23 protein-coding genes and 1 pseudogene are annotated in these 21983 nt (G+C 63.8%); 16 read left to right on the forward strand and 8 right to left on the reverse strand.

Annotated features, from left to right (window positions below; translation table 11 throughout):
* Positions 1–10: 10 nt before the first annotated feature.
* The 3 genes from LRP30_RS17570 to LRP30_RS17580 form a co-directional block, all read right to left on the reverse strand.
* The gene (locus LRP30_RS17570; protein WP_249761179.1) at positions 11–1336 is read right to left on the reverse strand and encodes an HlyD family type I secretion periplasmic adaptor subunit; all 1326 of its coding nucleotides are present in this window, start codon (positions 1334–1336) and stop codon (positions 11–13) included.
* Positions 1333–3075, reverse strand: a complete 1743-nt coding sequence (locus LRP30_RS17575) for a type I secretion system permease/ATPase (protein WP_128946751.1) — start codon at positions 3073–3075, stop codon at positions 1333–1335. Before LRP30_RS17575 ends, LRP30_RS17570 begins: the two co-directional genes overlap by 4 nt.
* 111 nt (positions 3076–3186) lie before the next feature.
* The gene (locus tag LRP30_RS17580; RefSeq protein WP_249761180.1) at positions 3187–3489 is read right to left on the reverse strand and encodes a hypothetical protein; all 303 of its coding nucleotides are present in this window, start codon (positions 3487–3489) and stop codon (positions 3187–3189) included.
* Between the two features lie 591 nt (positions 3490–4080).
* On the opposite strand from LRP30_RS17580, the gene LRP30_RS17585 reads away from it, so the two are divergent.
* The 6 genes from LRP30_RS17585 (at position 4081) to LRP30_RS17610 (ending at position 9070) form a co-directional block, all read left to right on the forward strand.
* The gene (locus tag LRP30_RS17585; protein ID WP_249761181.1) at positions 4081–5745 is read left to right on the forward strand and encodes an acetolactate synthase large subunit; all 1665 of its coding nucleotides are present in this window, start codon (positions 4081–4083) and stop codon (positions 5743–5745) included.
* A gap of 202 nt (positions 5746–5947) precedes the next feature.
* Positions 5948–6295 carry a Lin0512 family protein gene (locus LRP30_RS17590; protein ID WP_249761182.1) on the forward strand — a complete coding sequence of 116 codons (348 nt, stop codon included), beginning with the start codon at positions 5948–5950 and terminating at the stop codon, positions 6293–6295.
* Between the two features lie 4 nt (positions 6296–6299).
* The gene (locus LRP30_RS17595) at positions 6300–6992 is read left to right on the forward strand and encodes a GNAT family N-acetyltransferase (protein ID WP_249761183.1); all 693 of its coding nucleotides are present in this window, start codon (positions 6300–6302) and stop codon (positions 6990–6992) included.
* A 71-nt stretch (positions 6993–7063) separates the two neighbouring features.
* Positions 7064–8248, forward strand: a complete 1185-nt coding sequence (locus LRP30_RS17600) for a serine hydrolase domain-containing protein (protein WP_249761184.1) — start codon at positions 7064–7066, stop codon at positions 8246–8248.
* A 79-nt stretch (positions 8249–8327) separates the two neighbouring features.
* The gene (locus LRP30_RS17605) at positions 8328–8552 is read left to right on the forward strand and encodes a DUF2892 domain-containing protein (protein ID WP_249761185.1); all 225 of its coding nucleotides are present in this window, start codon (positions 8328–8330) and stop codon (positions 8550–8552) included.
* Positions 8549–9070 carry a sigma-70 family RNA polymerase sigma factor gene (locus LRP30_RS17610; RefSeq protein WP_128942506.1) on the forward strand — a complete coding sequence of 174 codons (522 nt, stop codon included), beginning with the start codon at positions 8549–8551 and terminating at the stop codon, positions 9068–9070. The genes LRP30_RS17605 and LRP30_RS17610 overlap by 4 nt, the downstream gene beginning before the upstream one ends.
* A gap of 87 nt (positions 9071–9157) precedes the next feature.
* Here LRP30_RS17610 and LRP30_RS17615 read toward each other — a convergent pair whose 3' ends face one another.
* Complete coding sequence (locus LRP30_RS17615; protein ID WP_249761186.1) at positions 9158–10498, reverse strand: RtcB family protein; 1341 nt, start codon at positions 10496–10498, stop codon at positions 9158–9160.
* Positions 10499–10996: 498 nt separating this feature from the next.
* Between LRP30_RS17615 and LRP30_RS17620 the strand changes: the two genes are divergently transcribed.
* The 3 genes from LRP30_RS17620 (at position 10997) to LRP30_RS17630 (ending at position 12986) form a co-directional block, all read left to right on the forward strand.
* Positions 10997–11662 carry a DUF429 domain-containing protein gene (locus LRP30_RS17620; RefSeq protein ID WP_249761187.1) on the forward strand — a complete coding sequence of 222 codons (666 nt, stop codon included), beginning with the start codon at positions 10997–10999 and terminating at the stop codon, positions 11660–11662.
* 383 nt (positions 11663–12045) lie between these two features.
* Positions 12046–12192 carry a hypothetical protein gene (locus LRP30_RS17625; protein ID WP_164939681.1) on the forward strand — a complete coding sequence of 49 codons (147 nt, stop codon included), beginning with the start codon at positions 12046–12048 and terminating at the stop codon, positions 12190–12192.
* Positions 12193–12281: 89 nt separating this feature from the next.
* A complete protein-coding gene (locus LRP30_RS17630; protein ID WP_249761188.1) occupies positions 12282–12986 on the forward strand; it encodes a glutathione S-transferase N-terminal domain-containing protein in 705 nt (234 codons plus the stop codon).
* Between the two features lie 2 nt (positions 12987–12988).
* Here LRP30_RS17630 and LRP30_RS17635 read toward each other — a convergent pair.
* From LRP30_RS17635 to LRP30_RS17645, 3 genes and pseudogenes are all read right to left on the reverse strand, one after another.
* Positions 12989–13770: pseudogene (locus LRP30_RS17635) on the reverse strand (sulfite exporter TauE/SafE family protein).
* A gap of 3 nt (positions 13771–13773) precedes the next feature.
* On the reverse strand, positions 13774–14406 hold the full coding sequence (locus LRP30_RS17640) for a TetR/AcrR family transcriptional regulator (RefSeq protein ID WP_249761189.1): 633 nt from the start codon (positions 14404–14406) through the stop codon (positions 13774–13776).
* A 215-nt stretch (positions 14407–14621) separates the two neighbouring features.
* Entirely contained in the window at positions 14622–14993 is a 372-nt protein-coding gene (locus LRP30_RS17645) for a tRNA-binding protein (RefSeq protein ID WP_091894975.1), read from the reverse strand.
* Between the two features lie 102 nt (positions 14994–15095).
* On the opposite strand from LRP30_RS17645, the gene LRP30_RS17650 reads away from it, so the two are divergent.
* Positions 15096–15470, forward strand: a complete 375-nt coding sequence (locus LRP30_RS17650; protein WP_249761190.1) for an ArsC family reductase — start codon at positions 15096–15098, stop codon at positions 15468–15470.
* Here LRP30_RS17650 and LRP30_RS17655 read toward each other — a convergent pair.
* Positions 15467–16114, reverse strand: coding sequence for a hypothetical protein (locus tag LRP30_RS17655; protein WP_249761191.1), 648 nt, complete (start codon positions 16112–16114; stop codon positions 15467–15469). The two genes, LRP30_RS17650 and LRP30_RS17655, sit on opposite strands and share 4 nt — an antisense overlap.
* Before the next feature lie 352 nt (positions 16115–16466).
* Between LRP30_RS17655 and LRP30_RS17660 the strand changes: the two genes are divergently transcribed.
* The 6 genes from LRP30_RS17660 to LRP30_RS17685 all read left to right on the forward strand — a co-directional run bounded on the left by LRP30_RS17660 (position 16467) and on the right by LRP30_RS17685 (position 21934).
* Positions 16467–17222 carry an ABC transporter ATP-binding protein gene (locus tag LRP30_RS17660; protein ID WP_008551999.1) on the forward strand — a complete coding sequence of 252 codons (756 nt, stop codon included), beginning with the start codon at positions 16467–16469 and terminating at the stop codon, positions 17220–17222.
* Complete coding sequence (locus LRP30_RS17665; protein ID WP_091894981.1) at positions 17215–17961, forward strand: ABC transporter ATP-binding protein; 747 nt, start codon at positions 17215–17217, stop codon at positions 17959–17961. The genes LRP30_RS17660 and LRP30_RS17665 overlap by 8 nt, the downstream gene beginning before the upstream one ends.
* Positions 17962–18011: 50 nt before the next feature.
* Positions 18012–19235: an ABC transporter substrate-binding protein gene (locus LRP30_RS17670; protein ID WP_091894983.1), complete on the forward strand. Its 1224-nt coding sequence runs from the start codon at positions 18012–18014 to the stop codon at positions 19233–19235.
* Between the two features lie 64 nt (positions 19236–19299).
* Positions 19300–20163 (forward strand): branched-chain amino acid ABC transporter permease, encoded by an 864-nt coding sequence (locus LRP30_RS17675; protein WP_025035788.1) that lies wholly within the window; start codon positions 19300–19302, stop codon positions 20161–20163.
* A gap of 1 nt (position 20164) precedes the next feature.
* Entirely contained in the window at positions 20165–21133 is a 969-nt protein-coding gene (locus LRP30_RS17680; RefSeq protein ID WP_128934310.1) for a branched-chain amino acid ABC transporter permease, read from the forward strand.
* A 156-nt stretch (positions 21134–21289) separates the two neighbouring features.
* Positions 21290–21934 (forward strand): DUF47 domain-containing protein, encoded by a 645-nt coding sequence (locus tag LRP30_RS17685; RefSeq protein WP_091894987.1) that lies wholly within the window; start codon positions 21290–21292, stop codon positions 21932–21934.
* Positions 21935–21983 lie beyond the last annotated feature (49 nt).

The raw sequence follows: 21983 nt of genomic DNA on the forward strand, positions 1-21983 counted from the left end.
TTGCTCCTGGTCAGCGTTCGCGGAAGGCGCGGGTCAGCTCGTCACGCAGCGGCCCGAACAGATATTCGAACAGCGTGCGCGGCCGCGTCGGCACGATCACCTCGGCCGGCATGCCCGATTGCAATTCGATGCGCGACTTCTTGACGTCCTCCGGCTCCAGCGAGACCTCGACGGCGTAATAGCCAGGGCCGCCGGACTTGTCGTTGGTAACGCGGTCGGCCGAGACCGTTCGCACGGTGCCGTAAAGGCGGGGCCGCTCGACATAGTTGACACCGGTCAGCCGGATCTCCGCGCGGCGGCCGACCGTGACATCGTTGATGTCGGACAGCTTGAGTTGCGCATCCGCGATCAGCGGATTGTCCGACGGCACGATGTCCATGAGCTTTGCGCCGGGCTGGATCACACCGCCTTCGGTGAACACGTCGAGCCCGACCACGGATCCGGTCGCAGGCGCGCGGATTTGCGTACGGGTGACGACGTCGGTCGCGGCGTCGATCTTCGGGGCGAGCTCGGCGAGCTTGTTTTCGGTCGAGCGGAGCTGATCGGTGATCTCGCTCATCCGGGCACGCTCGGCCTTGGCGATCTCGGCCTCGTTCTGCGCGATCTGCTGCTGCATGCCGGCGATGCTGGCGCGCTGCGCGCCGATGTCGGCCTGGAGCTTGGCGTCCTCGCGCTGCAAGGCCAGGATTCGCGTCTTCGGCGTGTAGCCCTGTTCATACAGGTGCTGCGCACCGGTCATCTCGTCAGAGAGCAATTCGCGTTGCTTCTCGGTGCCGGTGAGCTGCGCCTGAGTGCCGTCGATCTGCGCGTTCAGCTCGGCGATCTTGCGCCGGAGCACGGCGGTCTCCGCTTCGAACTGGTGCTTTCGCGCGGCCATCATCGCAATCTCGTTCGCCATCGCTTGCCGCAGCGCGGGCCTTGCATCCTTCGGATCGGCGCCGAACTCCGGCGCGGCCTGGCCGTCGCGCTCGGCCATCAGCCGCGCTTGCGCCGCGCGCGAGGCGTCGCGGTCGGCGACCAGCACGTCGAGCTTGGCGCGGGGATCACTGTCGTCGAGCACGAGCAGCAGCTGCCCCTTTTCGACGTGAGCGCCGTCGCGGACCAGAAGCTGGCGGATCACGCCGCCATAGGGATGCTGCACGCTCTGGCGTCGTCCCTCGACCTGGAGATTGCCGCTGGCGATCGCCGCGCCCGAGATCGGGGCGAGTGTGCCCCACAACATCATGGCCGAAGCGAATGCGCCGACCACGATCGCGCCGACCAGGGCCGGCCGTCCCGGCCGCGCGTAATAGGCGCGCTCGCGGTCGGCGATATAGGTTGCACCGAGCGTGCTCATGATGCGGCCGCCCGTGCGGCAGCCTGCTGCTGCAAGGCCTGATAGACCTCGCCGGGCGGGCCGAGCATGTCGAGCATGCCGCTTCGCAGCACCATCATGACGTCGACGATGTCAAGGATCGTGGTGCGGTGAGTGATGACGATGACGGCTGCGCCGTCGGCCTTGGCGCTGAGCAGCGCGGCCTTCAGCGCCTCTTCGCCGGGCCCATCGAGATTGGCGTTGGGCTCGTCCAGCACCAGCAGTGGCGGGCGGCCGAGCAGGGCGCGCGCAAGGCCGAGCCGCTGCCGCTGGCCGCCGGAGAGGCCGACGCCGCCGACGCCGAGCCGCGTGTCGTACTGCCGGGGCAGGTCGAGCACCATGTCGTGAATGCCGGCGCGAACGGCAGCGTCGATGATCTCGTCGGTCGAAGCATCGCCGAAGCGCGCGATGTTCTCGCGTACGGTGCCGGCGAACAGGCCGACATCCTGCGGCAAATAGCCGACATGACGGCCGAATTCGACGGGATCCCAGTGATTGTAGTCGAGCCCGCCGAAGCGCAGCCGCCCGGCAGCGGGTGCCATCGCGCCGACCAGGAGGCGCGCCAGCGTGCTCTTTCCCGAGCCGCTCGGGCCGACGATGCCGAGCGCTTTCCCGCCGGCGAGCTCGAAGGACAGGCCTTTCAGCACCGGTTCAGGCCGTGACGGCAATTCGCAGACGAGCTCGCGCACCTCGACCGTGTTGCGCTGCTTCGGCACGATGGTCTGCGGGGTGGAGAGGTCGATGGTGGCGAGCAGGTCGCGCACCTGCGTGTAGGCGTCGCGCGCGCCGATGAACTGCTTCCAGGTGCCGACCGCCTGCTCGACCGGGACCAGCGCGCGGCCCATGACGATGCTGGCCGCAAAAATGGTCGCGGGGGTGATGGCATGGTCGATGGCGAGCCAGGCGCCGGCACCGAGCATGAGGGATTGCAGCAGCAGGCGGAAGAACCGGATCGACGAGGTCATCACCGCATTCTTGTCGCTGGCGACCGCCTGCTGCACCAGCATCGCGGAGCGCTGGCTCTGCCAGTTGCGTTCGACCGCCGGCTGCATGCCCATGGCGCGGATCACGTCGGCGTGGCGCAGAACGTTCTCGGTGAAGACGTAGGACTGGTTGCCGGATGCCTCGGCCTGCTTCATCGGATTGCGGGTCAGGACCTCGTTCACGCCTGCGAGCCCCAGCAGCAACAGCGCGCCGATGGTGGCGACGAGGCCGAGCAGGGGATGGATGAAGAACAGCAGCAGCAGATAGATCGGAATCCAAGGCAGGTCGAACGCGAAATAAATGCCGGAGCCCGTCACGAAGGTGCGGAACTGGTCGAGATCGCGCAGCTGCTGGGCGCCACGCGAGGCGCCGCGCTCGGCCGATCGTACCACTAGCGCTTCGAACACGCGCGTCGACAGCTCCATGTCGAGCCGTATGCCGCAGCGGATCAGGATCCAGGCGCGCACGGCGTCGAGGCCTGCCATGGTTAGGAGCGCGATGGCGAGGATGAGGGTGAGCAGAACGAGCGTGGAGATGTTCTCGTTGAGCAGGACGCGGTTATAGACCTGCATCAGATAGAGCGGTGAAGAGAGATAGAGGAGGTTGATCGCGCTCGAGAACAATCCGGCCCAAAGAAAGTGCGGCCAGAGTTTCTTGAGCGCCTCGCGCACGTCATCGCCGCGACGATAAGGCTGCTCCGGCGCCTCGTCTGCGACCGTCAAGAGCGCTGCCGCCATCTGAATGTCCTTAAGGTGTCAAAAGAGCCTGCGCCGGGACGCTGGCGGCTATGCATGGCGTGACGTGGGGCCGAGGCCCCACGTCACTATCGGTCATTGGGGAATTGCTATTCAGACCAGACCGTGGAGGAGGCCACCGACATCGAGATGGCCGACGTCCGCACTAAGGCCGACCGCGGTCGGCGCGGAGATCGATGCGTCGATGCCGCCGGTTCCCGCAAGCCCCGACGCGGAGACATCGATGCTGGGGTTGGTCTCGATCAGTGCTCCTACATCGAGCGTGTGGGACAGATCGACCGAGCCGCTGGCACCGGCCGTTGCACTTCCACCTGCATCGGCGACGCCTGACAGCGTACCCGTTGCTGTTCCAAGCAGGCCATCGACCGTGCCGAGCAGGTTTCCGAGAAGAGCCATGTGAACTCCTTTGAGGTTGGCAGTTGAGATCGCGACAGAAGAGTCGCTGACCATGAATCCTTCGCGCTGCCAAAGGTTGCGGACTCATATGCGGCCATTTGGTGCTGATTTGTTGGGTGAGGAACTTCGGCCCGGGAAGGGCAGCGCGCCTGACTCGTTGAGCTCGTAGAAGAGATTCGCAGCGCGGATGAGCGAAGCGAAATCGGAAAACCTCGGACTGCACTCCGCGCCGCAACGGTCTCGTGCCCCGGACGCTGCGCAGCACGAAGTGATGCGCTGCAGAGCCGGGGGCCATGCATCAGCGAGTGCGCGGCCTGCTGGGTCCCGGCTCTGAGCTGCAACGCCAAGAGCGTTGCAGCGCGTCCGGGACACAAGAGGGAGGTATGCCGCCACTCGACCCTCCGTCATTGCGAGCGCAGCGAAGCAATCCAGAAATGTATCCGCCGAAAAAGTCTGGAATGCTTCGCTGCGCTCGCAATGACGATGTTGAAGTGGTCGCGCGCCGCTTTGTGAGTTGTGTCCGCGCCGCGAGCCGCTACCATAGGCCCTTCCTGTGACACGCAGGAGTCAGCACAGCAAGCGGGGACAAACATGAGCGGACAGGACCACAAAGTCAAAGGATCGGACCTGTTTGTCGCGGCGCTGGAGAACGAGGGCGTCGACCGCATCTTCGGTGTACCCGGCGAGGAGAATCTCGATCTCGTCGAATCGCTCCGCACCTCCAGGATCGAGCTGGTCCTGACCCGCCACGAGCAGGCCGCCGCCTTCATGGCCGCCACGCATGGGCGATTGACCGGCAAGCCCGGCGTATGTCTGTCGACACTTGGACCTGGCGCACTCAATCTGTCCACCGGCGCGGCCTATGCGCATCTCGGCGCGATGCCGATGATCCTGATCACCGGCCAGAAGCCGATCATGAGCAGCCGGCAGGCGCGTTTTCAGATCGTCGACGTGGTCGCGACCATGAAGCCGCTGACGAAGCTGTCGCGGCAGATTGTTAGCGCCTCCAGCATCCCGACCGTGGTGCGCGACGCCTTTCGCGTCGCGATGGAAGAGCGGCCGGGGCCGGTGCATCTCGAATTGCCCGAGGATATCGCCGGCGATGAAGTGCCCGCCGCCCCGGTCATTCCGGTCCATCCGATCGAAATTCCGGTTGCCCATCGTGCCGCGCTCGACCGTGCCGCCGAGATGATCCTGGCCGCAAAGCGCCCATTGGTGATGATGGGCGCTGCGACCAGCCGGCCGCGGTCGACGCATGGCATCGCAAGCTTCGTGCGGCGGACCGGCATTCCCTTCTTCACCACGCAGATGGGCAAGGGCACCGTGCCCGGCGGCACCAATCTCTATATGGGGACCGCCGCGCTATCCGAACGCGACTACGTCCATGACGCGATCGATGCCGCCGACCTGATTGTCGCGATCGGCCACGACCCCGTCGAGAAACCGCCTTTCATCATGGGGCCGGCGGGGCCGAAGGTGATTCACGTGAGCTACACGCCGGCGAGCGTCGAGCTGGTCTATTTTCCCGACGCCGAGGTCGTCGGCGACGTCGGCCCGAGCCTGGAGCTGCTCGCTGACCGACTCGAAGGCAAGCTGCCGCAGGCAGCGGCGCTCTTGCCGTTGCGCGAAGAGATCCTCAGTCACATCGCCGATCGCGCCACCGAGGCGCGCTGGCCGCCGACGCCGCAGCGGATCGTGCATGACATCCGCCAAGTGATCCCGGAGAACGGCATCGTCGCGCTCGACAACGGCATGTACAAGATCTGGTTCGCGCGGAATTACCGCACCCGTGTCGCCAACACGCTGCTGCTCGACAACGCGCTGGCGACGATGGGTGCCGGCCTGCCGTCGGCGATGATGGCCGCGATGCTCCATCCGGACCGCCGCGTGCTCGCGGTCGCTGGCGACGGCGGCTTCATGATGAACAGCCAGGAGATGGAGACTGCCGTCCGCCTCAAGCTCAATCTCGTCGTGCTGGTGCTCGAGGACAACGCCTATGGCATGATCCGCTGGAAGCAGGCGGTCGATCATTTTGCCGATTACGGCATGACCTTTGGAAATCCGGACTTCGTCGTCTATGCGAAGGCCTACGGCGCCAAGGGGCATCGTATCGCGAGCATCGACAGCTTCGGCCCGACGCTGGAGGCGGCCTTCCAGGAGGGCGGCGTGCACCTGGTCTCGATCCCGATCGATTATTCGGAGAACGTGCGGGTGCTGGTCGACGAGCTGCGGGCGCATGAGAAATCGAAGGCGTGAGTCGATGCTCTCCCCACCCTCGTCATTGCGAGCGCAGTGAAGCAATCCAGAATCTTTCCACGGTGACAGTCTGGATTGCTTCGCTGCGCTCGCAATGACGAGTTCGTGGCAGCAGCTCGTCCCAATAAATCAACTGCACTTGTGCCACGCTCCTTAATCGCCGACACTCGCAAATCACCAAACCAATGACAGGAATCAGGAAATGACTCGCGTTCGTTGTGTCACCGAGATGGGCATGGGCGTCGATGTCCACGGCAGGGACGCCACCAAGGCGGCGAAGCGGGCGGTGTCGGACGCGATCAGGCATTCGAGCCTCGGCTTTTTCCGGATGATCGGGAAGACCGCGAATGACATGTTCGTCGATGTCACGATCGGCGTGCCGAATCCGGAGGCCGTCGACAAGGAAGCGGTCGCCAAGGAGCTGCCTTACGGCACGGTGACCGTCAACGCGGTCAAGGGCGGGCTGGAGGTTCCCTCGGCCACGGAAGTAGCCAACGACCCCATCCTCATCGCCAATGCGGCGGTGATCGTCAGCTTCGAAAAGGACTAGGTCGGTGTCCGACAGCGATGTGGCGCTGCTGGATCGTCCGATCTGGAGCGCGCTGACAACGAGCCAAAAGCATCTGGCCGAGGGCGGCCCGCGCGCGCTGCGCTATCCCGTGGACATGACGCCGTTTGCCGACATGGTCGACATGTCCGACGCAAGCTTTGCCGCGCTCGGCGATCTCATGTCGGGATCGCAAGTCGCCGCGCTGTTCACGCCGGAGCCCGTCGACGTGCCCGCCGGCTTCAAAATCGTGCTCGCCGAGAGCGGCGAGCAGATGATCGGATCGCCGGCCGACAGCCCCCTCCGTGATGCCGAGATCGTCACGCTGGGGCCCGCCGACGTGCCTGCCATGATGGCGCTGACCGAGCTGACCAAGCCCGGTCCATTCGCGCTGCGCACGCACGAACTCGGCACGTTCTTCGGCATCCGTGCCGGCAGCGAACTGATTGCGATGGCCGGCGAGCGGATGAAGCCGGGAAAATTCGTCGAGATGACGGCCGTTTGCGTGCACCCTGATCATCGCGGCCGCGGCTACGCGCAGGCACTGCTCGCGGCGGTCGCGCGGCAGATCGAGGCGCGCGGCGAATTTCCGTTCCTGCACGTGTTTACCAAGAATACGTCTGCGATTGCGCTGTACGAGCGGCAGGGCATGCGGATTCGGCGTCGCCTGCACGTCACCGCGTTCATGAAGGAAGGATAGCGCTCGCGGGGGAGGTCTTTATTTCCTGCGAATTCCCGATATATCCGACCCAACGATAGTTGGGGAAACACATGGACGCCAGCACACCTGATTTTTCCGCCGCGCGGACGGCAATGCAGCGTTATGTCGATCAGGAGATCATCCCGGGTGCATCCTGGGCGGTGCTGCGGGGCCGCGATGTCGTCGACCAGCAATGCGTCGGCTTTGCCGACCGCGAGAGCAGCACTGCGCTGCGGCCCGACCACATCTTCCGCGCCTTCTCCAACACCAAGATCTTCATCACCTGCGCCATCATGCTGCTGGTCGAGGAAGGCCGCGTCGGGCTCGATGATGCCGTCGAGAAATTCCTGCCGCAGCTCGGCCATCGCAAGGTGTTGAAGCCGGGCGCTGCGAGCCTTGCCGATGTCGAGCCGGCGAGGAGCGCGATCACGATCCGCCAGCTGCTGACCCACACGTCCGGGCTCAGCTACGGCATCTTCGATCCCGGCACGGTGCTGTTCAAAGGCTACAACGAGGCGCGCGTGCTCAATCCGCTGACGCCGCTCGCCGACATGATCGACCGGCTTGCCGATCTGCCGTTGTCCTATCATCCCGGCACCGGCTGGGAATATTCGGTGGCGACCGACGTGCTCGGCCGTGTCGTCGAGGTCGTCTCCGGCCAGCCGCTCGACGCCTTGCTCAAGGCCCGCATCTTCGATCCGCTCGGGATGATCGATACCGGCTTCCACGTGCCGGAAGCGCAGCAGGGCAGGCTGGTCGCACTCTATAACGGCGCTGATGTGCTCGATCCGATGAAGCCTGGCCTCACGCGGGCCGATCATCTGCCTTATCCTCAGGCCTATCGGCGGCCGTTGCCGCGGTTGTCCGGCGGCGGCGGTCTGGTCTCGACCCTGGCCGACATGCTGGCGCTTGTGCGCGCGCTGCTGCCCGGTTCGGATGCGCTGCTGAAGCCGAAGACGCTGCGGCAGATGATGACGAACCAACTGCCCGCCGGCCAGACCATACGCTTCGCCAATCTCGGGCCGATCCCCGGCAAGGGCTTTGGCCTCGGCGGTGCCGTCACCTTCGCGCCCATGCCTTTCGATCCCCCGAATTCGATTGGTGAATTCCAGTGGGGCGGGCTTGCCGGCACCCATTGGTGGATCTGCCCTGAGGCCAACACCGCCGGCGTGCTGATGACCCAGCGCTACATGGGCTTCTGGAATCCGTTCTTCTTCGAGTTCAAGCGCCTGGCTTATCAGGCGGCCGGAGGCTGACCGCGAAAAAATCTCCCGACACTGCGAATCCTTTTTGGGGATCGCACCCTCTTGATGGTCGAGACGATCAGTCTCGGCCATGTCGGAGGATGTGATCGGATTCTACAGGAAAAACATCGGCGGCCCGCATCAGGCGGTGCGGATCGTCTTGGGTGTCGGGGTCGCGGTCGCAGCGTTCGTCTATCTCGCCGGCACCGCGGCGTGGCTGGTCGCGCTCGGCGGAGCGGGCTTAGCAGTGGCCGGCCTCGTCGGCTATTGCCCGATGTGCGCGGTGGCCGGCATCGGCAAGGGAGGGGCATCGTGAGCGCGGCTGCGATCTCGCCAAATTTGTTCGAGGCCGCGCGGCTCGGCGACCCCCAGGCGATCGCGTCTCTGCTGGAGACCGCACAGCCCGACATCCGCCGCTATGCGCGGGCGACCTGCCGCAGCTCGGCGGATGCCGAGGATGCGACGCAGGAAGCGATGTGGATCCTGTTCCGGCATGTCGGGACGATCCGCTCGCTGCTGGCGTTTTCCGCCTGGCTGTTCAGTGTGGTCCGCCGCGAATGCCTGCGGCTCGCGCGCAAGACAGGCCTTGCGCCAGCGATCGACGACAGCGAGGCAGAGGCGGCACTGCTGGCTCGCCCGGAAGCCGATCTGCGGCTCGATGTGGCCGCCGCCTTCGAGGCGCTGCCACCGCACTATCGCGACGTCGCCCTGATGCGCGACGTCAAGGAGATGACCATCGACGAGATCGCCGTCGCGCTCGGGGCTTCCAGGCAGACCGTGAAGGCCCGTCTGCATCGCGCCCGCGCCCTGATGCGCGAATATCTGACGAGATGAGACACGGCGCAAAGCCTGTTCGCGCGTCACCGGACAAGACACAAAAATGCTGCGAGTGGTGGGCCTACCTCCCACTCGCTGTTTGCGTCAGTCCTTCCACGGATCGAACTCGCCTTCGCCGGCCATGGCGACGGCGAACGGCCGCAGCGTGTGCAGCACCCGCACGGTGCCGGCGTGCTGCGCCAGCACGTCCGGCAGGCGGCGATAGGCCATCGGGCTCTCGTCGAGGTCGGCACCAACTAGGGTGACGCCGCGCTCGCTCAGCCAGCGGTCCATTTCCGCGCGCGAGAAGCGCCGCTTCGCCTCCCGTCGTCCGAACAGGCGGCCGGCGCCGTGCACGGTCGAGTACAGCGAAGCCTTGGCCTCCGGACTGTCGACGCCTTCGAGGATGACGGCATCGTCGCCCATCGAGCCGCCGACGAATCCCTTCTGGCCGGGAAACGCCGGCGTCGCGCCCTTGCGCACCACCCACAGATCCTTGCCCTCGTGGGTCTCACGCCAGGCATAGTTGTGGTGGTTGTGCACGCTCTCGGTCACGCTGCCGCCGATGATCTGGCGGACCCGCTCGACGACCCACTCGCGACCCGCATAGGCGTAACGTCCGGCGAGATGCATCGCCGCGATGTAGCGGCGGCCGAGCTCGGACTCCTCGTCGATCACGGTGGGCGGGACGTTCATGCCATCCTTGCCGCCGGCGGCCTTGAGATAGCGCGTCGCGGAGGTGTGTCCGAGGCCGCGGCTTCCGAAATGGACGCCGATCCAGACAAAGCCTTCCTCGTCACGCATGAGGTCGACATAGTGGTTGCCCGATCCGACCGTGCCGAGCTGGCTCATCGCTTTCTGACGGTAGGCCTCCATGTCGCTCTCGCGCCAGGCATCGCTGTCGTCGAACAGCTCGTGCTCGGCCCGCTCGGCATTGGCGCGGCCGACACCGAACGAGATCGTCTTGGCGACGTCGCGCATGATCGTGGGCACGATGTTGGCGATGTCGTCGAAGCGGGTGTCGAGCCTTGCGGCCAAGTTGCCGCAGCCGATGTCGAAGCCGACGCCGGAGATGCTGATCTGCTTCTCGTAGGCGATGACCCCGCCGACCGGCTGGGCGTAGCCGAGATGGCCATCGGCGCAGATCACGCCGGATACGACATTGCCGACCGCCATGCAGTTGCGCATCTGCGCCACGGTCGCCTCCTCATGCGGGCCGAAGATCTTCAGCGGCGCGTTCTGGAAGCGCGCCTCCTGCGGACGCAGGTTCGCGATCTCGCTTGCGGCGGTGTTGGCCTCGCGGGCGAGATGTTCCTTGCGCGCGGCGTCCCGGTACGAGCACCAGGCCGGCTGGCCGCGTCCTTCGCCGACGCGCGAGTCGGGATCGATGCCGGCGGCGAGGCAGAGCTCGCGGGCGCGTTCCATGTAGGGATCGGATCGTCGCATGGTCTTGAGTCCTGCTTGGCCCCGGGGCGCAGTCCCGCGTCCGGGGTCGTTGTCGTTGCGCATCAATTAAACGCCGTCTCCGACGCAGCGATCCACGCAACGGGGCGCCTTAGAGAAGCCGTTGACGCGAGTTCAGGCGGTTTGGCACGCGCATCGTTTGCGCGAGCCCGGGATCCGGGTCTCCGGTTCCGGCCATTGCCGGGATGTCTGAACGCGCGGCGGGCAACAAAAAACCCTCCGGAGCGGCAGGCTCGGGAGGGTCCGTGAGAAGCGGACTGTCGATCTTGCGGTCAGGCAAGATCGCTCCCATGAGCCGGGCATGCGCAATCGATTGGCCGCAGGCCATTCGACAGTCGCGCAAATCTTTCGTAGCTGTGCTTCATCACTGGGTTCGCTGTTTTCGCGAACGGAAGTGATCGCGAGGGCGCGGGACATACGCCCGCAACTTGCGGGCGTCAAGCGGCGCGCGTGAGAAATTGGAAATGACGGACGCACGACGTGCCAACCTTTCTCGGTCTCGATGGATTTCGCTTCGGCTGGGTCGCGGCCTGGATCGACGAGCGCGGCGATCACGGCTTCGATTATTCACCGGGCCTGACGCGCCTGCTCGCGATGCCGCATGCGCGCGCGATGATCGACATGCCGATCGGTTTGAATCCGAGCGGCTATCGCGCTTGCGATCTGCGTGCACGCGAATTGATCGGGCCTGCCGTATTTCTCGGCGCGCGCCGCGACCTCTGGACGTTTCCGGATATGGCTGCGGCCAATCGCCATTATTGGGCGCACGAGGGCGAGGGCAGGGGCGTATCCGCGCAGCTCTGGAACATCAGGGACAAGCTCAAGGAGGTCGACGATGCCATGACGCCGGCGCGTCAAGCCAGCATCGGCGAAGCCCATCCGGAGTTGATTTTCTGGAATCTGGCAGGACGAGTCCATCTTGCGAAGAAGACATCGGCGCAAGGCCGCGAACAGCGCATCGCGCTCCTGGAGCGGCGCGGATTCACGCGCCTGCCGAAATGGCTGACGCTTCGCTACCGCACCGGTATCGGCCGCGATGATCTCATCGATGCCTGCGCCTGCGCGGTCGCGGCGTGCGATAGCACGCAACGTGTCGGCGACGACGAGATCGACACGCGGGGGCTGAGAATGGAGATCAACTATTGAGGCCTCCGTGGCCCTCGCGATCGCTTCCGTCTCCCGCGTGGCAGCGACGGGCATGGCTCTGCTTCACATTAACGCCATCGTCGTCCAGTCTTGCTGCTCTCTCCTCGTACTCCTCGGCCATTGACTGCAACCGCCGCGCGGCTGCGTTATGCGCGAGTTCGCCGGCGACACGGCGACATCGCTCAGCATGGTCGAGCAGGGCGCGCTTCTCGATGCTCATCCGGCGATAACGCTTGGAAGGCTCAATGGTCCCTGCGCGGGCGGCTGGAACAGTGCGATGGCCTTGTCTCGGAGAGTGGGAAACTGCAGCAATATTTTCAAGCGGGCGAGGAACATGGTCCTTGAACGGTCGTTGGCCAATCACTGTTGAGGGACAAAACACCATGTACGACGTCTGCCAATTGGCGACCGCGATGCTGGCGATTGCCTTTACGGCCCTGCTGTTGATCACGGGTCAACGGTTCATCGAGTACCGACTGCAACATGACGCAAGGACTCCGATCGTGGCGATGGCAACGCTGCCGCCATAAGCGAGGGCTCGCAGGGACGAATAGTGACTTGCGCCGCACGGCGTCCTGCCTAGATTGAGCACGCCTCAGTCCATGCATCAAAGGTCCCGATGTCCGCTCTATCTGCTTTTCCCATCACCAAACGTTGGCCGGCGAAACATCCCGAACTGCTTCAGCTCTATTCGCTGCCGACGCCGAACGGCGTCAAGGTCTCGATCATGCTGGAGGAGATCGGATTGCCTTACGAAGTCCATCTCGTCGATTTCGGCAAGGACGACCAGAAGACGACCGAATTCCTCTCGCTCAATCCGAACGGCAAGATCCCGGCGATCCTCGATCCCAACGGCCCCGGCGGCAGGCCGCTGCCGCTGTTCGAATCCGGGGCGATCCTGCAATACCTCGCCGAGAAGACAGGCAAGCTTCTGCCGGAGGACGCCGCACGCCGCTACCAGGCCATCCAGTGGGTGCATTTCCAGATGGGCGGCATCGGGCCAATGTTCGGCCAGGTCGGCTTCTTCCACAAATTCGCCGGCAGGGAGTTTGAGGACAAGCGGCCGCTCGAACGCTACGTGGACGAGTCCAAGCGCCTGCTCGGCGTGATGGAGGCGCAACTCGCCGGTCGGCAATGGTTCATGGATGACGACTACACCATTGCCGACATCTCCATGCTCGGCTGGGTGCGCAATCTCATCGGCTTCTACGGCGCCGGCGATCTCGTCGCATTCAGCGGGTTCAAGTCGGTCGGTGCCTGGCTCGACCGGGGGCTGGCACGCCCGGCCGTGCAGCGCGGGCTGAACATTCCGAAGCGGCCGTGAGGCTAGAACAGAGCCTTGTAGCTCATGTAGAGCGCCATCAATGCGACGAAGCCGATCATCATCCGGCGCAGCATTGATTTGCTGACGCCATTGGCCGCGCGTGCGCCGAGATCGGTGCCGATCCAGAGTCCGGCCAAAATACCGATGATGGCGGGCCAGCCGACCATCAAGCCCTTGCTCCAGTAGATCCAGGCCGGAGGGACGGTGGTCGGGATGACCGAGAAGATGAGGCTGATGAGTTGCGCCTGATGCTGCGGGACGCGAAGACCCGCAGCGAGGCCGACGGTGATCGCGAGGCCACCGCCGATGCCCATGAAGCCGGACGAAAATCCGGCAAGCATGCCGATCAGGAGCAGGGGTAGCCAGGGCAGATCATTGCGGTCGCCGGCCTCATTGCTCCCGTCCTTACGCTCGCGGCGCAGGATCAGCAGAGCGATCAGCGCGACGAGGTAGACGACGTAAGTCCATTGTAGGACCGAGTCGGAGACCGCAGCCGCGGCGTAACCGCCGCCGGCGCCACCGATCAGGAATCCGAGGCCGATCCAGCCGATCCATGGCAACCGGCTGCGCTTGCCGCTCTGCCAGTAGCGGCGCACGCCCGCAAGGCCCGTCGGAGGCACCTGCGCGATCAGCGATGTGCCCTGCGCGACGTGCTGCTCGGCGCCGAGCAGCAGGACGGAGAAGATCACGAAGCCGCCACCCGGGCTCACGCCCATGAAGCCCGATGTCAGCCCGCCCACGAGGCCGACACGACGCCAGCGAGGAGGTCATGAATCCAGGACATCGCTCACGCCCTGGTTCGTCGCTTCATGTCAGACTTGGTGGCGCGAAAGCCCTCGATCACACCGGCCACAGCTGCCATGCAGGCCTCGACGTCAACATCCTCGCCCCAGCACTTTTGCAGCACAAATCCCTGGAAGATCGCGATCAGCACGCGCGCGATCGTGTCCGCACTGAGGTCGCGCTTGATGAGGCCGGCATGCTGGCCACGCTCGATGAGCGCGACGATCAGCGCGCGAGGCATGTCGATGCCCTCGACGACGCTGGTACGGACGCGGCGGTTACGCAGGGCCTCGGCCCAGCCATGGATGCCGACGCGACGCCGCGCTTCGCCGGCGGGATCGGTGAGCCATTGCGCATAGACGCGGACCAGCGCGTGAAGTCCTTCGATCGGATCGCCCGATCCTTGCGCGACCGAGTTGAGCACGGCTTCGCGGCGGTGCCGGTCATCGGCGAGCGCTTCAATCAGATCGTCCTTGCTCTGGAAGTAGAGATAGACCGCGCCGTGGCTCAGTCCGGATCGCTTGACGATGTCGGCCATGCCGGTCTGGTGAAAGCCGTCTTCAGCGAAGCAGGCGAGGGCAGCTTCGAGGATCTGCTGGCGCCGGCCTTCGCGTTGCTTGTCGCTGATCTTGGGCATTTGATGGTCCTCAAATAACTGACCGATCGATCCTTTTAGCCATCGGTAGGGAGAGCCTGTCCTAAGCCGATAAATATAAAAAATGACTAGTCAGTCATTTTTATTGCCAAAAGGAATTTCGGTCAAGTCCGGACCTCCCGATGCCGTGAAAAAAGCGGATTGAGCCGTTGCGGGACGCCGATAGAGGCGGCGGCCCGGCTCTCGATCGTGTGCCGCTAGAACAGCCGTCCGCCGTTCGGCACGGGCTTGCTTGGCTGCACCAGCACGACCTTGCCGGCAGCATCGGGGAAACCGAGCGTCAGCACCTCGGATACGACCGGGCCGATCTGGCGCGGCGGGAAATTGACGACGGCCGCGACCTGCAGCCCGACCAGCGACTCGAGCGGATGATTTTCGGTGATCTGTGCCGAGCTCTTGCGGACGCCGATCGCAGGACCGAAGTCGATCCATAGCCGCCAGGCTGGCTTGCGCGCCTCCGGGAACGGCTTGGCATCGACGATGGTGCCGACGCGGATATCGACCGCGAGGAAGCTGTTGAAGTCGATGGTCGGCGAGGCGGCGGCCGCGGGATCGTGGGTGACGTGCATGGTGTATCCGTTCGGGGAGTGGCGTCGTTCGGAATATTGTCGCGCGAACCGGAGTTTCGTACAACGCGGCGGTCACGATACGACGCATGCGCGAGGAACGACTTGCCCAACATCATCTACGGTATCAAGAACTGCGACACCATGAAAAAGGCGCGCACTTGGCTCGACAGCCATGGCGTGCCTTACGCGTTTCACGACTACAAGACGGCGGGAGTCGAGAAGGACAAGCTCAAGCAGTGGAGCGACAAGGTCGGCTGGGAGACGTTGCTCAATCGCGCCGGCACGACCTTCAAGAAGCTCTCCGATTCCGACAAGGAAGGCCTTGGTGAGAAGAAGGCGCTGGCGTTGATGCTAGCGCAACCATCGATGATCAAGCGGCCGGTGCTGGAAATCGGCGGCAAGCTGCTGGTCGGCTTCAAGCCGGAGATCTATGCAAAGGAAGTCGGGGCCAAGAACGTTGGAGCCAAGGCGCGTTAGCTCAGCTCGATGATCTCGGCGGTGACGCTTGGGCTGGATTGGTCGGCGAGCTCGACCACATCGGCCGCCGCGATGCGGCCGGGGGCGCGATGAAAGAGGGCGCGGTCGATCACGGCCCGCAGCCTCGGACGCGGCGGCGCGTCATTTCCGCGCATCAGATTCTTGATCTCGAAGCCGCCGTCCTCGCAGAAGGTCTTCACTGACGCGATGACGTGGCTGACCTTGTCCTCGGTCAGGAACGGCAGCAGCAGCCGTTCATAGGCGACGATGCGACCGTAGATGTCATCGATGTCGGCAACGCTATAGATCGGAAGCCCGCGCGCGACGCATTCGTGATAGATCGGCATCACGAAGGGCGCGAGCCGCGGTCCGACATAGTCGTGCAGCAGAGTGCCCTTGCCGGTATTTCCATAAGCGCGCGAGATGCGCGTGCCTTCGCTCTGGATGGTCAGGTGCGGCGTCGGCGTCGAATTGTCCACCGTGTAATAGATGAGATCGGACAGCTCTTCCTCGAGTCGCGCAGGCTGGTACTCCCAGATCGCCGGTGCGACCTGCTGGCGCGCATAAAGTCGCAGCCACGTGTTCAGGAGATCACGCTGCCTGATCGACTTGACGACGGAGGGCGCGGCGCTTGCGAAATCCAAAACAATATTCCCGGCATGTCAAAACCCGCACATGATCCTCGCCGCGGGAAAATTTTCTATGAAGGCTGGCGCGGGAGACGAAAGACCGTTAACGACGGCTTGATGACCGGTGCTTCGCGAGCCGGGAGGCCGGGCAGGCAACGACATCAAAACATCTCCGACTAAGGGAGCATTTGTATCCCAGCCGGAGGCCTGATCTGCTCAGCTTTCCGCCTTGCCTAACCCCCGTCACCTCCGGCATATTCCGCGCCCGGAGGCGGCGTTCCGGATGGGCTGCAAGCCTCCGGAAAGCCGAAGTCAACAAGGACAGCCACGCGCGGCCAGCGCGTCGCGCGGGCAGGGGGAAATCTGTTTGGCCGATGAGTTCATTCTCGAAACGGAAGGCTTGACCAAGGAGTTCGCGGGCTTCTTCGCCGTCCGCGACGTTGCGCTCAAGGTTCGCCGTGGGAGCATTCATGCGTTGATCGGGCCGAACGGCGCCGGCAAGACGACGTGCTTCAATCTTTTGACCAAGTTCCTTAAACCGTCTGCCGGAAAGATCCTGTACAAGGGGCAGGACATCACTGCGATGGCGCCGGCGGACGTGGCCCGTATGGGCCTGGTTCGCTCCTTCCAGATTTCGGCCGTGTTTCCGCATCTCACGGCGCTGGAGAACGTCCGCGTCGCACTTCAGCGCCAGCACGGCTCTTCGTTCGACTTCTGGCGTTCCAAGTCCGTGCTCAACCGCTTCAACGATCGCGCGCGCGAGCTGTTGAACGATGTCGGCCTCAGCGAGTTTGCCAATACGCCCGCGGTCGAGATGCCCTACGGGCGCAAGCGCGCACTGGAGATCGCAACCACGCTCGCGCTCGACCCCGAGATGATGCTGCTGGACGAGCCAATGGCCGGCATGGGTCACGAGGACATCGACAAGATAGCGGCGCTGATCAAGCGCATCTCCGCGAAATATACCATTCTGATGGTCGAGCATAATTTGAGCGTCGTGGCCAATCTCTCCGACATCATCACCGTGCTGACGCGCGGGCAGGTGCTCGCGCAAGGCCATTACTCCGAGCTCACCAAGGACGAGCGCGTCAAGGAAGCCTATCTGGGAGCCGGTCATGCCTGACACTGCGATCGCCCAGGCTCCGGCAAAGGCTGCGACCGGCGGAAACATCCTTCAAGTCCGCAACCTCGAAGCCTGGTACGGCGAGTCCCACATCCTGCACGGGATCAACTTCGACGTGAATGCGGGCGAGGTCGTCACCCTGCTCGGGCGCAACGGCGCCGGCAAGACGACCACGTTGAAGTCGATCATGGGCATCATCGGCAAGCGCTCGGGCTCGGTGAAGTTCAACAATCAGGACATCATCCGCGCGACCTCCGACAAGATCGCGCGCATGGGCATCGCGTTCTGCCCCGAGGAGCGGGGGATATTCTCCAGCCTCGACGTGCGCGAGAATCTGATGCTGCCGCCGGTCGTCCGCGAAGGCGGTCTGCCGCTCGATCAGATATTCGACCTGTTCCCGAACCTGAAGGAGCGGCTCAACAGCCAGGGCACCAAGCTGTCGGGCGGCGAGCAGCAGATGCTCGCGATCGCGCGCATCCTGCGCACCGGCGCGAGCTTCCTGATGCTGGACGAGCCGACCGAGGGCCTTGCGCCCGTCATCATCCAGCAGATCGGCCACACCATTGCACGGCTCAAGAAGGAGGGTTTCACGATCCTCCTGGTCGAGCAGAACTTCCGCTTCGCATCCACCGTCGCCGACCGCTACTACGTGGTCGAGCACGGCAAGATCATTGACGGTTTTTCCAACGCCGAGCTTGCCGCCAATATGGACAAGCTCCACACCTATCTCGGCGTCTAGAACTGCCAAACAAGTTAGAACCAACGAGAATATTTAGAGAGGGAAGCCGCATGAACACCCGGTCGATCGCTTCATTTCTGCTCGGCACCGCGCTGGCGCTTGCAGCGACAAGCGGCGCGATGGCGCAGGACAAGACCATCAAGATCGGCGTGCTCACCGACAACTCCGGGCTCTACGCCGACCTTGGAGGTCCCGGCTCGACGCTGGCCGCGCAGATGGCGATCGAGGATTCCGGGCTTGCAGCCAAGGGTTGGAAGGTCGATCTCATCTCCGCCGACCATCAGAACAAGCCCGACATCGGCACCGCGATCGCGCGGCAGTGGATCGATGTCGAGAAGGTCGACGTCTTCATGGACGTGCTGAACTCCGGCGTGGCGCTGGCGGTGAACAATGTCGTCAGGGAAAAGAATTCGATTCTGATCGACACGGGTGCGGCGACGTCCGATCTGACCAACGCGCAGTGCTCGCCGAACACCATCCACTGGGTCTACGACACCTACATGCTGGCCAACAGCACGGGACAGGCGCTGGTGAAGGCCGGCGGCGACACCTGGTACTTTCTGACCGCCGACTACGCCTTTGGTCACGCGCTCGAGCGCGACACCGCCGCAGTCGTGGTCAAATCAGGCGGCAAGGTGATTGGCAGCGTGAAGCATCCGCTCAACACCGCTGACTTCTCCTCGTTCCTGCTGCAGGCGCAGGCGTCGAAAGCCAAGATCATCGGCATGGCGAACGCCGGTGGCGACACCACCAACACGATCAAGCAGGCGGCGGAATTCGGCATCGTCGCAGGCGGCCAGAAGCTCGCCGGGCTTCTGCTGTTCATCACCGACGTCCATGCGCTCGGATTGAAAGTGGCGCAGGGGCTGAACTTCACCGAAACCTTCTATTGGGATTTGAACGACGGCACCCGGGCCTTCTCCAAGCGTTTCTCCGAAAAGATGAAGAACAAGGCGATGCCATCGATGGTGCAGGCTGGCGTCTATTCGGGCCTGATCCATTATTTCAAGACGCTGGAAGCGTTGGGTGGCAATCCGCACGATGGCGCCAAGGTGGTCGCCAAGATGAAGGAAATGCCGACGGACGATCCACTGTTCGGCAAGGGCACGATCCGCGCGGACGGCCGCAAGCTCCATCCCGCCTATCTGTTCGAGGTCAAGAAGCCCGAGGAATCCAAGGGGCCGTGGGACTACTACAAGCTGATCGGCACGACGGCGGCAGACCAGGCTTTCAGGCCGCTCTCGGAAAGCGCCTGTCCGCTGGTGAAGAAGTAGTACCGACAGCGTCCGCTGGCGGGCACCGTCGTCAACAAAACGGGACTGGGTACGAGATCGATCGATGCAGGCTCTATACGCTCAGCTACTGGTGGGACTGATCAACGGCTCGTTCTACGCGCTGCTCAGTCTCGGGCTTGCCGTGATCTTCGGCATGCTCAACATCATCAATTTCGCCCATGGCGCGCTCTACATGATGGGCGCGTTCGTCGCCTATTTCCTGTTGAACCTCGGCGGCATCAACTATTGGTGGGCGTTGCTGCTGGCGCCCATCATCGTCGGCATCTTCGGCATGATCCTGGAGCGGACCATGCTGCAATGGCTGACCGGGCTCGATCATCTCTACGGCCTGCTCCTGACCTTCGGCATCGCGCTGATCGTGCAGGGCGTGTTCCAGAACTACTTTGGCTCCTCCGGTCTGCCTTATGCCATTCCGGACCAGCTCAGGGGCGGCATGAATCTCGGCTTCATGTTCTTACCCGTCTATCGCGGCTGGGTCGTCGTGTTCTCGCTGGCGGTGTGCCTTGCGACCTGGTTCCTGATCGAGAAGACCCAACTCGGCGCTTACCTGCGCGCCGCCACTGAAAACCCGACGCTGGTGCGCGCCTTCGGCATCAACGTGCCGCGCATGATCACGCTGACTTACGGTCTCGGTGTCGGCCTTGCCGCGCTCGCCGGCGTGCTCTCGGCGCCGATCAACCAGGTGCGGCCGCTGATGGGCGCCGACCTCATCATCGTCGTGTTCGCGGTGGTCGTGATCGGCGGCATGGGATCGATCATGGGCTCCATCATCACCGGCTTTGCGCTCGGCGTGATCGAGGGCCTGACCAAGTATTTCTACCCCGAGGCCTCCAACACCGTCGTGTTCGTGCTGATGGTGCTGGTGCTCTTGGTGAAGCCAACGGGATTGACGGGAAGGGCAGCCTGACATGACGACCCTGACGGACGACACGCTGCCTACAACCCCTCGCGCCATGCGCGACGAGATGCTCGTCTTCGTGGTGATGGCCCTGCTGTTGGCGGCGGTGCCGTTCACGGGAGTCTATCCGTTCTTCGTGATGCAGGCGCTGTGCTTTGCGCTGCTCGCCTGCGCCTTCAATCTGCTGGTCGGCTATGGCGGGCTGCTGTCGTTCGGCCACGCCATGTTCCTGGGAACCGCGGGCTATTGCAGTGCGCATGCGCTGAAGGTCTGGGCGCTGCCGCCCGAGCTCGGCATCCTCGTCGGCGTCGCCGCGGCGTTCGTGCTGTCGATCGTGACCGGCTACATCTCGATCCGCCGCCAGGGCATCTATTTCTCAATGATCACCCTGGCGCTGTCGCAGCTCCTGTACTTCATCTACCTCCAGGCGCCGTTCACCCACGGCGAGGACGGCATCCAGGGCATTCCGCAAGGGCACATGTTCGGCGTGTTCGATCTGTCCAAGCCGACGGTGCTTTATTACGTCGTGCTGGTCGGCTTCCTCGCCGGCTTCCTCTTGATCTTCCGCATCATCAACTCGCCGTTCGGCGAGGTCCTGAAGTCGATCCGCGAGAACGAGCAGCGGGCGATCTCGCTCGGCTACCGAACCGACCAATACAAGTTCCTGGCCTTCATCCTGTCGGGCACGCTGGCCGGCTTTGCCGGGGCGCTGAAAGTGTTCGTGGCGCAAAACGCCTCGCTCACCGACGTGCACTGGTCGATGTCGGGCGAAGTCGTGCTGATGACGCTGGTCGGCGGTCTCGGAACCATTTTCGGTCCCGTGATCGGCGCCTTCGTGATCATCGCCATGCAGCAATATCTGGCGGGCTTCGGCCAGTGGGTGACGGTGATCCAGGGTGGAATCTTCGTGATCTGCGTGCTCACCTTCCGCCGCGGCGTCATCGGTGAAATCGCGCATTACTTCCGGAGATCGCTCTAAACGGCTGATTTTAAATAGGTTTGTCGGTCGCTTGAAAGCGGTGGATGACCCGGCTCCGCGGGCGCGAGATGACACGCACGTGGATCGAAAATGGTCTATGACAGTTTCATGACGGCCCTTCCGGGCCGGGCCATTTCCAACCGGTAGCCTGTCCCCATGATGCGATGGTTTCGTGCTTTCCTGCCCAAGGAAGAACGGTTCTTCGACCTGTTCGACCGTCATGCCCAGACCGTGATCCAGGGCTCGATCGCGCTCCAGGGCATGCTCAACGGGGGCGAGGAGACGCCGGTCTATTGCCAGCGCGTCAATCAGTTCGAGAACGACGCCGACAACATCACCCGCGAGGTGCTGACGGCGGTGCGCCGCACCTTCATCACCCCGTTCGACCGTGGCGACATCAAGAACCTGATCACCTCGATGGACGACGCCATCGACCAGATGCAGCAGACGGCGAAGGCCGTCATGCTGTTCGAGGTCCGCGCCTTCGAGCCGCCGATGCGCGAGATCGGCGGGCTTCTGATCGAATGCGCCAATCTGGTGGGACGCGCGCTGCCGCTGATGCAGTCGATCGGCCCGAACGTCGCCATGCTGAGCGCGATCACGGAGGAGCTGGGCAAGCTGGAGGGCCGCGTCGACGACCTCCACGACATCGGGCTGAAGGAGCTGTTCCTCAAGCATCGCAACGGCAACGCGATGGACTTCATCGTCGGTGTCGAGATCTACGACCATCTCGAAAAGGTTGCCGACCGCTTTGATGACGTCGCCAACGAGATCAACAGCATCGTCATCGAGCAAGTGTAGCGCATGATGCGGAAAAGTGTGCAGCGGTTTTCCGCTCAAATCATGCGTA

The organism is Bradyrhizobium sp. C-145, assembly GCF_023375135.1.
Lineage (GTDB): Bacteria > Pseudomonadota > Alphaproteobacteria > Rhizobiales > Xanthobacteraceae > Bradyrhizobium > Bradyrhizobium zhanjiangense.

Coding starts and splice junctions, on each gene's coding strand:
- LRP30_RS17625 (WP_164939681.1), top strand. CDS start 12,046: ATGTACGACGTCTGCCAATTGGCGACCGCGATGCTGGCGATTGCCTTT.
- LRP30_RS17580 (WP_249761180.1), bottom strand. CDS start 3,489: ATGGCTCTTCTCGGAAACCTGCTCGGCACGGTCGATGGCCTGCTTGGA.
- LRP30_RS17670 (WP_091894983.1), top strand. CDS start 18,012: ATGAACACCCGGTCGATCGCTTCATTTCTGCTCGGCACCGCGCTGGCG.
- LRP30_RS17665 (WP_091894981.1), top strand. CDS start 17,215: ATGCCTGACACTGCGATCGCCCAGGCTCCGGCAAAGGCTGCGACCGGC.
- LRP30_RS17575 (WP_128946751.1), bottom strand. CDS start 3,075: ATGGCGGCAGCGCTCTTGACGGTCGCAGACGAGGCGCCGGAGCAGCCT.
- LRP30_RS17615 (WP_249761186.1), bottom strand. CDS start 10,498: ATGCGACGATCCGATCCCTACATGGAACGCGCCCGCGAGCTCTGCCTC.
- LRP30_RS17605 (WP_249761185.1), top strand. CDS start 8,328: ATGTCGGAGGATGTGATCGGATTCTACAGGAAAAACATCGGCGGCCCG.
- LRP30_RS17590 (WP_249761182.1), top strand. CDS start 5,948: ATGACTCGCGTTCGTTGTGTCACCGAGATGGGCATGGGCGTCGATGTC.
- LRP30_RS17585 (WP_249761181.1), top strand. CDS start 4,081: ATGAGCGGACAGGACCACAAAGTCAAAGGATCGGACCTGTTTGTCGCG.
- LRP30_RS17570 (WP_249761179.1), bottom strand. CDS start 1,336: ATGAGCACGCTCGGTGCAACCTATATCGCCGACCGCGAGCGCGCCTAT.
- LRP30_RS17685 (WP_091894987.1), top strand. CDS start 21,290: ATGATGCGATGGTTTCGTGCTTTCCTGCCCAAGGAAGAACGGTTCTTC.
- LRP30_RS17630 (WP_249761188.1), top strand. CDS start 12,282: ATGTCCGCTCTATCTGCTTTTCCCATCACCAAACGTTGGCCGGCGAAA.
- LRP30_RS17640 (WP_249761189.1), bottom strand. CDS start 14,406: ATGCCCAAGATCAGCGACAAGCAACGCGAAGGCCGGCGCCAGCAGATC.
- LRP30_RS17600 (WP_249761184.1), top strand. CDS start 7,064: ATGGACGCCAGCACACCTGATTTTTCCGCCGCGCGGACGGCAATGCAG.
- LRP30_RS17675 (WP_025035788.1), top strand. CDS start 19,300: ATGCAGGCTCTATACGCTCAGCTACTGGTGGGACTGATCAACGGCTCG.
- LRP30_RS17645 (WP_091894975.1), bottom strand. CDS start 14,993: ATGCACGTCACCCACGATCCCGCGGCCGCCGCCTCGCCGACCATCGAC.
- LRP30_RS17680 (WP_128934310.1), top strand. CDS start 20,165: ATGACGACCCTGACGGACGACACGCTGCCTACAACCCCTCGCGCCATG.